At 65.1% G+C, this 13,521-nt stretch carries 9 protein-coding genes; 3 read left to right on the top strand and 6 right to left on the bottom strand.

Features of this window, described 5'->3' with window-relative positions; genetic code table 11:
- Positions 1–75 precede the first annotated feature (75 nt).
- From ACLHZ1_RS00965 to recN, 5 genes are all read right to left on the bottom strand, one after another.
- Positions 76–1,488: an efflux transporter outer membrane subunit gene (locus ACLHZ1_RS00965; protein WP_427260579.1), complete on the bottom strand. Its 1,413-nt coding sequence runs from the start codon at positions 1,486–1,488 to the stop codon at positions 76–78.
- A gap of 14 nt (positions 1,489–1,502) precedes the next feature.
- The gene (locus tag ACLHZ1_RS00970) at positions 1,503–3,437 is read right to left on the bottom strand and encodes a MacB family efflux pump subunit (RefSeq protein ID WP_427260616.1); all 1,935 of its coding nucleotides are present in this window, start codon (positions 3,435–3,437) and stop codon (positions 1,503–1,505) included.
- Positions 3,438–3,448: 11 nt separating this feature from the next.
- Entirely contained in the window at positions 3,449–4,612 is a 1,164-nt protein-coding gene (locus tag ACLHZ1_RS00975; RefSeq protein ID WP_427260617.1) for an efflux RND transporter periplasmic adaptor subunit, read from the bottom strand.
- Between the two features lie 144 nt (positions 4,613–4,756).
- A complete protein-coding gene (locus ACLHZ1_RS00980; RefSeq protein WP_427260580.1) occupies positions 4,757–5,653 on the bottom strand; it encodes a DHHA2 domain-containing protein in 897 nt (298 codons plus the stop codon).
- Between the two features lie 640 nt (positions 5,654–6,293).
- Positions 6,294–7,958, bottom strand: a complete 1,665-nt coding sequence (recN, locus tag ACLHZ1_RS00985; protein WP_427260581.1) for a DNA repair protein RecN — start codon at positions 7,956–7,958, stop codon at positions 6,294–6,296.
- A gap of 278 nt (positions 7,959–8,236) precedes the next feature.
- On the opposite strand from recN, the gene ACLHZ1_RS00990 reads away from it, so the two are divergent.
- Positions 8,237–9,400, top strand: coding sequence for a diguanylate cyclase (locus ACLHZ1_RS00990; RefSeq protein ID WP_427260582.1), 1,164 nt, complete (start codon positions 8,237–8,239; stop codon positions 9,398–9,400).
- Between the two features lie 75 nt (positions 9,401–9,475).
- On the opposite strand, the gene nadK is transcribed toward ACLHZ1_RS00990, so the two are convergent.
- On the bottom strand, positions 9,476–10,360 hold the full coding sequence (nadK, locus tag ACLHZ1_RS00995; RefSeq protein WP_427260583.1) for an NAD(+) kinase: 885 nt from the start codon (positions 10,358–10,360) through the stop codon (positions 9,476–9,478).
- 264 nt (positions 10,361–10,624) lie between these two features.
- Here nadK and grpE point away from each other — a divergent pair, with 264 nt between their 5' ends.
- Positions 10,625–11,200, top strand: a complete 576-nt coding sequence (grpE, locus tag ACLHZ1_RS01000) for a nucleotide exchange factor GrpE (RefSeq protein WP_427260584.1) — start codon at positions 10,625–10,627, stop codon at positions 11,198–11,200.
- A 268-nt stretch (positions 11,201–11,468) separates the two neighbouring features.
- The gene (dnaK, locus tag ACLHZ1_RS01005) at positions 11,469–13,394 is read left to right on the top strand and encodes a molecular chaperone DnaK (RefSeq protein ID WP_427260585.1); all 1,926 of its coding nucleotides are present in this window, start codon (positions 11,469–11,471) and stop codon (positions 13,392–13,394) included.
- The last annotated feature ends 127 nt before the right edge of the window (positions 13,395–13,521 follow it).

Genomic DNA, 13,521 nt, shown 5'->3' on the forward strand with positions numbered 1-13,521 from the left:
GCCCTGCCTGGGCATAGGCAGTGCGGCATGTGGCATAGACGGGAGGATGCCATCGACGGGGCTCCCACCTTGGCCCTAGGGGCGGCTGGCGGGCTCAGGAGATGAGGGCGCCTCCCCTGCCGGGTCATCGCGCCCCCCCAGGGCCAGATAGAGGCTCGCCATGGTGTTGAGCTGGCTCTGCTGCTGGGCGAGCAGGGCCAGCTCGGCATCCCAGCGGCGGTTCTGCTCGTCCAGCCACTCCTGTACCGGGCTGTTGCCCGCCTCGTAGCGCACCCGGGCCAGGCGATCCGCCTCGATGGCGTAACCTTGCTGCAGGGCGAGGCTGCTGAGCTGGGCCTCGCCATAGCGGCGGGCGGCCAGGGCGTTTTCCACCTCGAACAGGGCATCGAACAGCCGCTGGCGAAACTCGGCCTGGGCTATCTGGTAGTCGTTCTCGCTGCTGGCGACGGCGATCCGGTTGTTGTTGTACTCGAGGAAGGGGAGCGTGAGGGCGGCGCCCAGGCTGCCCACCGGGTTTTCCAGCACCTGGGCCAACCTGTCCGAGGCGGTGCTGGCGCTGCCGGTCAGGGTCAGGGCCGGGTAGAAGCTGGTGCGCACCTCATCCCCCCTGGCCAGGGTCTTGCGCAGGCGCAGTTCGGCGGCCTTCAGGTCCGGGCGCCGGGCCAGCAGATCCGCCGGGACGCCGACGGCGATGGCCGGGATCGGGGTCAGGGGCAGGCCCTTTGGTTCGAACGGCACTGGCCCGCGGTTGCGACCGAGCAGCTGCAGCAGGGCATTGCCCGCCGCGACCCTCTGGCTGCGCAGGCTGGCCTGGGCCGCCTGCTTGCCGGCGAGCTGTGCGCTGGCCTGCACGAGATCCAGGCGCGGCACGGCGCCCGCCTCATACCTGACGCGGGTCAGACGCAGGGTCTCGGAGAGATTGGCGAGCTGGCGCTCCCCCAGCTCAATGGCGCTGCCAAGGTAGCCGAGCTGCCAGTATTGCTGCAGGGTCTGGCGGATCAGGCTCTGGCGGGTGGCGGCGAGATCCTCGGCGCTGGCGGCCGCCTCCCAGCTTGCCTGATCCCGCACCGCCGCCAGCTTGCCCCACAAGTCCAGCTCATAGCTGACGGTCAGGGTGGGGCCCATGCTGTGGCTGCTGACCCCGCTCTTGAGGTTCTTGTTGCCGCTGGCATCCAGGCTGGCATTGACCCCTGGGGTCAGGTTGGTGTCGGCCTGATCGGCGGCGAGACGGGCTCCCTTGAGCCTGAGTCCCGCCACGTGGAGATCCGTGTTGGCGGCGAGCACCGCCTCGACCAGGGCGTCGAGGGCCGGGTCGTGAAAGCCTCGCCACCAGGGGCCGGACGACGGGGCCTCGGCCAGGGCATCTTGCTGTTGCCACTGGGCGGGCAGGGCGTAATCCCCCCTGTGATAGGGGCTTGGCTGGGCGCAGGCCCCGAGGAGCAGGGCGAGGCCGAGCCAGGGCAGTCTGAGTCTTTTCATGTTCACCATTGCGGATCTCATCATCACTCCCTGGCCAGGGCGACCACGGGGTCGAGGCGGGCGGCGTTGCGGGCGGGCAGGTAACCAAACAGGATGCCGATCAGGGTGGAGCAGGCAAACGCCATCAGGATGGAGAAGAGGGAGAACTGCATCTGCATCGCATCGACCAGGGAGGAGAACAGCAGGCCGATGAGGAGGGCGAGCCCGACCCCGAGCACGCCCCCCAGCAGGCTGACCATCACGGCTTCAATCAGAAACTGCTGCAAGATGTCGGACTGGCGGGCGCCGACCGCGATGCGGATCCCAATCTCCCGGGTGCGCTCCACCACCGAGACCAGCATGATGTTCATGACCCCGACGCCGCCGACGATGAGGGAGATGACCGCGATGGCGGAGACCAGCAGGGTCAGGGTGGCGGTGGTCTTCTCCACCGACTGCAATATCTTGTCGCTGCTGAAGGTGAAGAAATCCTTGCTGCCGTGGCGCTGGCGCAGCAGGGCGATGACCTCTCGCTCCGCCAGGGCCGGCTGGACGCCATCGCGCACCCTCAGGGTGATCTGGTTGAAGTGGTTCTGGGAGATGAGGCGGCTCATCACGGCGCGGTAGGGCAGCCAGACACTCACCGACTGGCTCGGCTGGCGAAAGCCGGTCTCCTCCTTGATGAGGCCGATGATCCGCACCGGCAGGGTGCCGATGAGCAGCACCTTGCCGATGGGATCCTCGTCGCCGAGCAGCCCCTTGATGCTGTCGGCATCGACCACGGCCAGGGAGGCCCGATCCAGGTTGTCCCGCTCGCTGAACAGGCGACCGCCGACCAGGGTCATCCCCTTGACCCGGAAGAAGTCGCTGCTCACCCCGTTCACCGTGCCGCTCTTGGTCTGGTTGCGATAGCGCAGCTGCGCCGAGGTGGAGAGCTGGGGACTGGCCCCCTCCAGGTAGGGCTGACCCTGGAGGGCGCGCAGATCCCCCTCGTTCAGGGTGCGGATGCTGGCGGCCTTCTCGTCGCCCCAGCCCTTGCCGGGGAAGATGTCGATGGTGTTGGTCCCCATGGCATTGATCTGGCCTATCACCTTGGCGCGGGCCCCCTGGCCCAGCGCCACCACGCTCACCACGGCGGCGATGCCGATGATGATGCCGAGCATGGTGAGGAAGGTGCGCATGCGATGGGCCAGCATGGCGTGCAGCGCCATGCGCGCGGCCTCGCGGTAACGATCCAGCCCCTGGCTGCCCTTGGGGATGGCGGCAGGGGTTGGTGGCGGGGGCAGGGAGGCGGGGCTGCCGCTGTCGCTCTGCACCCGGCCATCCTTGAGGGTGATGATGCGGTCGGCATGGTCCGCCACCGCCATGTCGTGGGTCACCAGTATGATGGTGTGACCCAGGCCATGGAGCTCCTTCAAGATGGCCATCACCTCCTTGCCGCTCTGGCTGTCGAGGGCGCCGGTCGGCTCGTCGGCCAGGATCACCTCGCCGCCATTGGCCAGGGCCCGGGCGATGCTGACCCTCTGCTGCTGGCCGCCGGAGAGCTGACCCGGGGTGTGGTGGCTGCGATCACTCAGGCCCAGCCGGGTGAGCAGGGCCCGGGAGCGGGCATGGCGATCCGCCTTGGCCATGCCGGCATAGACGGCGGGGATCTCCACGTTGGCGGCGGCATCCAGGTGCGGCAGCAGGTGATAGCGCTGGAAGATGAAGCCGAAGTGGTGGCAGCGCAGCCTGGCCAGGGCCAGGGCGTCCAGGCTTGCCGTCTCCTGGCCGCGAAAGCGGTAGTGCCCGTCGCTCGGCCTGTCCAGGCAGCCCAGCAGGTTCATCAGGGTGGACTTGCCCGAGCCCGAGGCGCCGACGATGGCCACCATCTCCCCGGCCTGGATGGTGAGGTTCAGGGGGTGCAGCACAGTCACCTCCTGCTCCCCGCTCAGGTAGCGGCGGCTGACCCCCTCGAGCGCGATGAGGGGGGCGTCGATGGAAGCCTTGCTCATGACATCTCGTCCTCGTTAGTCTCATTCGGGGCGCCATTGGTCACCGGGGCCTGGCCTATCACCACCCGGTCACCCTCCTCGAGCCCGGCCAGCACCTCGACCTTGATCTCGTCCTGGAGCCCGGTCTTGATGGTGAGGGTCTGGGGGACGTCGCCAGTGAGCCGTTGCACCTGGTATTCCCCCGGCCCCAGCCGTTTGCCGAGGGCGGTTCTGGGGATGGTGAGGACCCCCTGGCGCCGGTCGCGCACTATGGTGACCTGAGTGGTCATGGCGACCCGCAGGGCATGGTCGGGGTTGGCCACGTCAAACAGGGCATAGTAGTAGACGGCAACATTGGTGCCGCTGGTGCTGGTGGTCTGATCGTTGATGTTGGTGGGGGCCAGCTCCATGGTGCGCAGCCTGGCCTGGTAGCGGGTGTCGGGATCCCCTATCAGGGTGAAATAGACCGGCATGCCGGCATGGACCTTGCTGACATCGGCCTCGGAGATCTGGGCCTTGACCGTCATGGTGTCCAGGTTCGCGAGCTTGAGCAGGGTGGGCACCGTCTGGGTGGCGGCCAGGGTCTGACCCTGACGGGTGACGATGGCGATGACGGTGCCATCCATGGGGGCCAGGATCTTGGTGTAGCCGAGCTGGGTGCGGGCACGCTCGACCTTGATGGTGGCGCTGTCGATGTTGGCCTGGGCATTTTGCACCTCGGCCCGGGTCACCGCGAGCTGGGCCTCGGCGCTCTCCAGATCGGCTCTCGAGCTCGCCTGCTGGCCGAACATCTGCTGCTGGCGGCGCCAGGCGAGTTCGAACTGCTTGAGCTGGGCCAGCTTGATCTTGAGCTGGGCCTGGCTGCTGGCGAGTTCGGCCTGGGCCGTCTTGAGGTCGTTCTGGGCGATGAGGGGATCTATCTCGGCCAGCAGCTCTCCCTGTTTGACCCGTTGGCCATTTTCCACCAGCAGGCGGGTCACCTGGCCCGAGACCTGGGCGCCCACATCGACCTGTTCCACCGCCTCCAGCACGCCGCTGGCGAGCACCGCATCCTCGATGTCCTCGCGGGTCACGGGGGCGCTGAGCTGGGGGGAGGGGGCCTTGGCCGGCCAGAGCAGCCAGACAGTCAGGGCCAGCAGCAGGGCGGCGAGCAGCCAGCGCAGCCTGGGAGTAAGGGGCATCTTCATGATTTCGCTGACATCCACACAAGAGGAAGAGACAAAAGGAAACATCCTGCAGTAAAAGGCGGCCAAAAGACAGCCGCCAAGGTGTCACAACGTTTGTCGCCCCGGCCCGCTCGCGGCGCCTCGGCCGGGGCGTCCGGGTCACTCCCTGGTCAGCTGGGCGCCGAGCCAGGGCAGACCCTGCTTCTTGCGACTCACCACGCCGGCCAGGGTCACGGGCTGGCACGGCAGGCGGGGATCCGGGCGATCCGGGTGGCAGCAGGCCGAGATCCGGCTCTCCCTCGCGCCAAGGTCCGTCACCATCAGCACATAGGCATCCAGGTTCTCCTCCCGAACCCGCCGCGCCATCTCGGCCTCGAGGGCCGCCAGCAGGGGCGTTATCTGCCCCAGGCTGGCCACCTCAATCTGGCTCATCACCAGGTTGCGCCCCGCCAGCTGGTAGCCCTTCTCGTCCTGGCGCAGCAGCTGGGCGGCGTCCAGTCCACCGAGATCCGTCTTGGCCGCCAGCAACTGCTGGCCAAATTCGGCCAGGTCGAGCCCGGCCAGGGGGGCGAGCCGCTGGCAGGCGGCCTCGTCCTGGGCCGTGGTGGTGGGGGAGCGCAGGCAGAGGGTGTCGCTCAGGATGGCGCCAAGCAGCAGGCGGGCCTGGGAGCGGGTCGGCTCACCGATGAGATCCAGCACTATGGTGGCCGAGCTGCCCACCGCGCGGATCCAGGCATCGAGGGGTGCCTCGGTGCGCAGGGAACCCAGCCTGTGGTGATCCACCAGGCCGATGACGTTGGCCCTGGCCAGCCCCTCTGGCCCCTGCTCTAGCTCGCTGAAATCCACCAGCCAGACATCCAGCCCGCTGACCTCCCGCGCCAGGAGATCGGGGGGCGCCACGCCGGCACTGGCGAGAATGAAGCGGGTCTCGGTGCGCAGCTCCCCCAGGCGCCAGGGGATGGCGGGACGGCCCTGGCCATTGAGCCAGTCCGCCAGCACCAGGGCGCAGCAGATGCTGTCGCTGTCTGGGTTGCGATGACCGAATACGTGGATCATGAAGGCCTCCGGATGAGATGGGCTGGGCACGGGACGCAGGGGCATCAGCATAACAGCCGAGGCAAACGATGGGGACTCATTATTGCAAAGAGCCGGGGCCGGGAACATGGGGCCTGAGGGATGCAAGGCGCCAAGGGTTGGGGTCACGGGGACGTATGACAAGGGGCCAGAGAGATGCAAGGAGCCAAGGGCTGGGGGCACGTGGACGAGTGACAAGGGACCAGAGGGATGCAAGGCGCCAAGGGGTGGGGTCACGGGGACGGGTGACAAGGGGCCTGAGGGATGCAAGGCGCCAAGGATTGGGGGTACGTGGACGGGTGGCAAGGGGGCCAGAGGACATGGATCGGCGCGGAGTCGAGGACATATCGAATGGGAACAACAGGGGCTGGGCTGGGACATCTTTGGCTGCCTGCTGCCTGGCTCCGTGTCCGGTTGCGGCATCGCATAAGCATTGGCCGCCATGGGCCGGGTTTGTCATCCCGTCGGCTAGGGCGGCTTATCCGACTCTTTGCTTCACACCCGGTTGCGGCGGCGTATGGGGGCTGGTCTGCACAGTGGCGGCTTGTCTCTATTGCGGCTCCCGTTGGGGCACCGTTCAGCACAGTGGCCGCTTGTTTCACCGCCAGCCCCAGGGCCCGTCTCAGGCCTGCAACAGCTCACGGGCGTTGGCCAGGGTGTTGTCGGTGATCTGATCACCGCCGAGCAAGCGAGCGAGTTCGTTGAGACGGGCCCTGTTGTCAAGTGCGCTCATGCGGGTCTCTGTTGTCTTGCCATCCGTGTGCTTGCTCACCACCAGGTGCTGGTGGCCATTGCCCGCAACCTGGGGCAGGTGGGTGACCACCATCACCTGGGTCGATTCGCCGAGCTGGCGCAGCAGGCGGCCCACCACGGCGGCGGTGGGGCCGCTGATCCCCACGTCCACCTCGTCGAAGATCAGGGTGGGGGTGGCGACCTTGCGGGCGCTGATCACGACGATGGCCAGGCTGATGCGAGACAGCTCGCCGCCGGAGGCGACCTTGCCCAGCGGCTGCATGGGCTGGCCCGGGTTGGTGGTGACCATGAACTCCACCCGATCGATGCCGAGGGGGGAGAGGCTGGCATTGGCATCCGGCTTGATCTCGATGGCGAAGCGGCCATCGGCCATGGAGAGCTCCTGCATGCTGGCGGTGACCTGGGTGGCCAGTTCGGCGCCGTAGCGTTGCCGGCTCTGGCTCAGGGCCTCGGCGGCCTGGAGGAAGGCGGTGCGGGCCTCGGCCAGCTCGCTCTCCATCCCCTCGAGGCGCTCCTCATCGGAGTGGAGACGGGCGAGATCGCTGGCCAGATCCTGATGGAACTGGGCCAGTTCGGCGGGTTTGACATGGTGCTTGCGGGCCAGATTGATGGCACGGGAGAGCCGTGCTTCCAGCTCGTTGAAGCGCTCGGGATCCAGCTCCAGCCGATCCAGGTAGCTGCGCAGCTCGCTGTGGCTCTCCTGCACCCCTATCAGGGATTCGTTCAGCATCTCCAGCACGGGGGCGAGGCGGGCATCCATGGCGACCAGCCCCTCCGCCCTGTCCACCGCCACCTGGAGCAGGCCGGCGATGGTGGTCTCTTCGTTGTCATGGAGCAGGTCGAGGCAGAAGCCGCACTCCTGCATCAGTTCGGTGCCGTTGGCCAGGCGCTGATGCTCCTCTTCGATGGCCTCGAATTCCCCGGGTTGCAGCGCAAACTCGTCAAGCTCCTGCACCTGATATTCGATGAGCTGGCGGCGGGCCTCTCGCTGTTGCTGCTCGGCCTTGAGGCGATTGAGCTCGTTTTGCAGCTGGCGCCACTGCTGATAGTGCTGGCGCACGTCCGCCAGCAGCAGATGATGGCCGGCATAACCGTCGAGCAGGGCGAGCTGGTAGTCGGGCTTGAGCAACAGCTGGTGGGCGTGCTGGCCGTGGACGTTGACCAGCAGCTGCCCCAGGCTGCGCAACTGGGTCAGGGGGACGGGGACGCCGTTGACATAGCTGCGGGATCGCCCTTCCGCCGAGACCACGCGTCGCACTATGCACTCGCCCTCGCTCTCGAGCTCATTGCCGGCGAGCCAGGCGCGGGCCAGGGGGTTGCCGTCGAGCAGGAAGCGGGCGCTCACCTCCGTCTTGTCGCTGCCGGGGCGCACCATGGCGGCCTCGGCCCGCTCGCCGAGGCACAGCCCCAGGGCGTCGATGGCGATGGACTTGCCCGCCCCCGTCTCCCCCGTGATGCAGGTCATGCCCGGTTGCAGATCGAGCTCGAGAAACTTGACGATGGCGAAGTTGTTGACGGTCAGCTGGGTCAGCATGGTCTCATCCTGTATGGGTCAACATTACTGTGTATGTATCCAGTATATACTGGTCTTATATACAGTAAAGTGTGCGTGGCGGGATTTTTTCCAGATGGGGGGCGGTGAACCTGGATAGGGGTCGCGAAGGAAGGGCCAGGCTCGGGATCGCTCGCCTCCTGCGGGGCTTGTCGAGGAGGGGCCTTGTGGAGTCGGGATGGCTGAGACACACTCGAGACAGGTATGGCTCAGGATGAGCCGGGGCAGGCCCTCCCGCCTTTCACCAAGGATGCGTCAAGATGATCCACACCCCGACCCTGCTGTTGATCTCCCTGGCAATCAATCTGATGTCGGCGCTGCTCATGCTATTCATCCACTCCCTCAAGCCCGGTCGGCGCAATTTCCTGCTCTGGTCCCTGTCGGCCTTTCTCTTCTCCCTCTCCATCTTGCTGCTCAGTCTGGGGGTATTGGCCGGTCACCCGGCCCTGGGCATGCGGGTCGGGGGTCTTGCCTCCCTCATGAGCATATTGCTGTTGCTGGCCGGTTTTTATGCCCTCTATGGTCTGTCCTGGCGCCCCCGAGCCCTGTGGACAGGGGTTGCCCTGCTGCTGCTTGCCTATCTGGGACTGTCTAGCCTGGCCGACGTGCGGCTGGTGTTGGCGCTGATGGAATCCGTTGTCTATCTGTGGTGCGCCTGTCTGATCTTCTCCCTCAGCCAGCATCAGAAGCGGGTGCTCTACACGGTTTCTGTCATCTACCTGCTTCATTTCGCGATCCTGCTGAGCCAGGGGGTGTTGCTGCTTGCCCAGACGCAGGGGGGAGGGACGGGGGAGGGGCACTGGCTGCTGGACGGCATCTTCTTCATGCACATGGTGCTGACCATAGGCTCGGTATTGCTGCTGCCCCTGGTGGCCTATGTGGAGACGGAGCAGGCGCTGCTGGCTCTCTCGGAGCGGGATCCCCTCACCGGGGTGCTCAACCGGCGCGGCCTGTTCAGGCTGGGGGAGCGGGGGGCGCCGGGGCAGATGCGCTGCGTGGTGGTGCTCGACATCGATCACTTCAAGCGGGTCAATGACAGCTATGGTCATGGCTGCGGTGACGAGGTGATCCGCTATGTGGCCAGGGTGCTGGTGGCCGAGGTGCGCAAGGACGATCTGGTGGGGCGCATTGGGGGCGAGGAGTTCGCCATCGTCATGGAAGGAGTGAGCAACCAGATGGCGCACTCCATCTGTGATCGGATCCGCCGCCAGATAGAGACGGGCTCCCGCCAGGGCGCCTGCCCGCCGTGCGAGGGGGTGACGGTCAGCGTGGGGGGGATCTGCGCCCGGGGTGAACCCGGGCTGGCGCAGTTGCTGACCCGGGCCGACGAGGCCATGTACCGGGTGAAGGCGACGGGGCGAAATGGCGTCCATTTCCAGGCCGACCCCGAGCCGCTGCGGCTGGTCGAAGGGGGCGATGCCTAGCCGCAGCGGCTCGGCTTGTCGCCGGCTCAGGTTCGAGGTGCTGCGGCTGAAGCGTGGCCCGCCTGGGGGCCAAGGCTAGAACAGCTTGCTGCCCCAGCCGAGCTTGTTGCGCAGCACGTGGAAGTAGCTGTAATCCAGCGGATGCACCAGGTGCAGCTTGTGCTGGCTCTTCTTGATGAGGATCTCGTCCCCCGGGTGTACCGCCAGGGTCACCTGACCGTCGCAGCTCACCTGCATGGCGTCGTCCTGGTTGTCGGGGGAGACCAGCAGCCGCACCTCGCTGTCGGCATCCAGCACGATGGGACGGCTGCTCAGGGTGTGGGGGAACATGGGCACCAGGGTGATGGCGTTGAGCTTGGGGGTGAGGATGGCGCCCCCCGCCGACAGGGAGTAGGCGGTGGATCCGGTGGGGGTGGCCACTATGATGCCGTCCGCGCGCTGGCTGTACATGAAGCTGCCATCGATATAGACCTCGAACTCGATCATGTGGGCTATCTTGCCCGGGTGCAGCACCGCCTCGTTCACCGCCAGGTTGCTCGCCTTGCGTTCGCCGTGGCGATAGACGGCCGCCTCCAGCAAGAATCTGTGTTCGCTCTTGAAGTGGCCGGAGAGCACCTGCTCCAGGGGCACCAGGTAATCCTGGGGCGAGAGATCGGTGAGAAAACCGAGGTTGCCCCGGTTCACCCCGATCACCGCCACATCGAATCGTGACAGCACCCGGGCCGCCCCCAGCATGTTGCCGTCCCCGCCGACGACGATGGCCAAGTCCGCCTGCTCGCCGAGCTGCACCAGATCCATCACGTTTTCATCCAGGATGCCGAGGGTGTGGGCGACCCGGCTCTCCACCAGCACCCGGAAGCCCCGGGTGGTCAGGTAGTGGTGCAAGCCGGTCAGAGTCTGGTTGGCCCCTTCGTGATGGGGTTTGCCAATCAGGGCGACGGTTTTGAACGGAGAATCCATGGCTTATCGGGTCTGGGTGAGTATTGGGGGGAGTATACCGCGCTTTGCCGGGGATTTGTCTGTCTCCATGGCAGTTGGCGCAATCGGCTCTGAAGCGCGGCAAAATGGCCGGTTGGCGGGATCCATTGCCCACGACATGGGCTTTTCCCCTTGAAAGCCGGGGCTGCGTCCCCATAATAGCGCCAACACAGGGGCTGCTGAGGCGTCATCTTCTACCCGTATCTCAGCCACCCCTCACAAGCAACCCTGAACATTGGAGATGTCATGAACCACGAAGAGCAAAAGGTTGAAGCGATGGAGCAAGTGGAAGTCCAGCCAGTCGAGCCGACCGATGTAGACAGTGAAGTGACAGCCGAGCAGGTGCGTATCGCCGAGCTGGAGGCGCAGCTGGAAGCCGCCCTGCTGGCGTCTCAGGAAGAGCGCGAGCGTGCCGTGCGTGCCGTCGCCGAGATGGAAAACCTGCGTCGCCGCGCCGCTCAGGACGTGGAGAAGGCCCACAAGTTCGCCCTGGAGAAGTTCGCCGCCGAACTGCTGCCGGTGCTGGACAACCTGGAGCGCGCCATCGAACTGGCTGACAAGGAGAGCGAGGCCCTCAAGCCCATGATCGAAGGGGTGGAGCTGACCCTCAAATCCATGCAGAGCGGTGTCGCCAAGTTTGGCCTGGTGGCGCTGGATCCCCAGAACCAGCCGTTCGACCCCAACGCCCATCAGGCCATGAGCATGGTGCCGAGCGCCGATGTGGCCCCGAACACCGTCATCGCCGTGATGCAGAAAGGCTACGAGCTCAACGGTCGGGTGATCCGTCCGGCCATGGTGATGGTCTCCAAGGCCCCGGCCTGAGCCCCGTCACTGTGCTGAGCCCGCCGCTCGGCGGGCTTTTTGTTGGCCGCCGTGGCGCTTTTTCGGGCTGGCATGCAACAAAATCCCGCGTTTTTTGTATGGTGCCCTTGAAGCCATCGGGCCCGGCCCCATATAGGTGACAAGGCACGGTGGCAGTAAAAATTTACTGTCGGGAGCTTGAAAGCGACTCGCGAAGCCCCCACCTAGCCGTTAACGCATTAAGGCGAGCGATTCGCCTGTTTAATCTAAGTATTTGGAGATTCGTCAAATGGGTAAAATCATCGGTATTGACCTGGGTACTACCAACTCCTGCGTCGCCATTCTGGATGGCGACACTGCTCGCGTGATCGAGAACGCAGAGGGCGACCGTACTACTCCGTCCATCATTGCCTATGCCGATGATGGCGAGATCCTGGTTGGTCAGCCTGCCAAGCGTCAGGCCATCACCAACCCGAAGAACACCCTGTTCGCCATCAAGCGTCTGATCGGCCGCCGCTTCGAAGATGAAGAAGTACAGCGTGACCTGAAAATCATGCCGTATGCTATCGCCAAGGCCGACAACGGCGACGCCTGGGTAGAAGTCAAAGGCAAGAAGATGGCTCCGCCGCAGATCTCTGCCGAAGTGCTGAAGAAAATGAAGAAGACCGCCGAGGATTACCTGGGCGAGCCGGTGACCGAAGCGGTCATCACAGTGCCGGCCTACTTCAACGACGCCCAGCGTCAGGCTACCAAGGATGCCGGTCGCATCGCCGGTCTGGACGTCAAGCGCATCATCAACGAGCCGACCGCGGCTGCGTTTGCCTACGGCGTCAACAAGGTCAAGGGCGAGCGCAAGGTTGCCGTCTATGACCTGGGTGGCGGTACCTTCGACATCTCCATCATCGAGATCGATGAAGTGGAAGGGGAAACCACCTTCGAAGTGCTGGCCACCAACGGCAACACCCACCTGGGTGGTGAAGACTTCGACAACCGCGTCATCAACTACCTGGTAGACGAGTTCAAGCGCGAGCAGGGTATCGATCTGCGCAACGACCAGCTGGCGCTGCAGCGTCTGAAAGATGCCGCCGAGAAGGCCAAGATTGAGCTCTCTTCCGCCCAGCAGACCGACGTCAACCTGCCGTACATCACCGCAGATGCCACAGGTCCCAAGCACATGAACATCAAGGTGACCCGCGCCAAGCTGGAATCCCTGGTGGAAGACATGGTGAAAGACTCCCTGGAGCCGGTTCGTGTCGCCCTGAAAGACTCCGGTCTGGCGGTGGGCGAGATCGACGACGTCATCCTGGTTGGTGGTCAGACCCGTATGCCGCTGGTTCAGAAGACCGTGGCCGAGTTCTTTGGCAAAGAGCCGCGCAAAGACGTCAACCCGGACGAAGCCGTGGCCATGGGCGCCGCCATCCAGGGCGCCGTACTGTCCGGTGACAAGACAGACGTATTGCTGCTGGACGTGACCCCGCTCTCCTTGGGTATCGAAACCATGGGCAGCGTGATGACCGCGCTCATCGAGAAGAACACCACCATCCCGACCAAGAAGTCCCAGGTGTTCTCCACCGCCGAAGACAACCAGTCTGCCGTGACCATTCACGTGCTGCAGGGTGAGCGCAAGCGCGCCAGCGACAACAAGTCCCTGGGCCAGTTCAACCTGGAAGGCATCCGTCCGGCACCGCGTGGTCTGCCGCAGATCGAAGTGACCTTCGACATTGATGCCAACGGCATCCTGCACGTCTCCGCCAAAGACAAGGAGACCAACAAGGAGCAGAAGATCACCATCCAGGCCTCTTCCGGTCTGTCTGATGAGGAGATCGAACGCATGGTACGCGAGGCCGAAGCCAACGCGGCCGAGGACAAGAAGTTCGAAGAGCTGGTGCATGCCCGCAACCAGGCCGACGGTCTGGTCCACTCGGTGCGCAAGCAGGTGACCGAAGCCGGTGACGCCCTGCCAAGCGATGACAAGACCAAGATCGAGACTGCTCTGTCCGAGCTGGAAGCCGCCATCAAGGGCGACGACAAGGCCGCCATCGAAGCCAAGCAACAGGCGCTGATGGAAGCCTCCCAGAAGCTGATGGAAATTGCCCAGCAGCAGGCTCAGGCGCAAGGCGCCGGTGCCGAGGCCGGTCAGTCCTCCTCTTCTGCCAAGGCGGACGACGACGTGGTCGATGCCGAGTTCGAAGAAGTGAAAGACGACAAGAAATAAGCCCGACCCGGATGGGCGAGGTTCGCCTCGCCCATTGGCTCAGAATCTGTTTACGGTCTGTCGCGAGAGGCCGTCAGCAAGGTAAAGAGCAGCGCAGGAACCGGAGTGTATGTAAATACATGAGCAC

This window comes from Aeromonas sobria, from assembly GCF_050266975.1.
Lineage (GTDB): Bacteria > Pseudomonadota > Gammaproteobacteria > Enterobacterales > Aeromonadaceae > Aeromonas > Aeromonas sobria_B.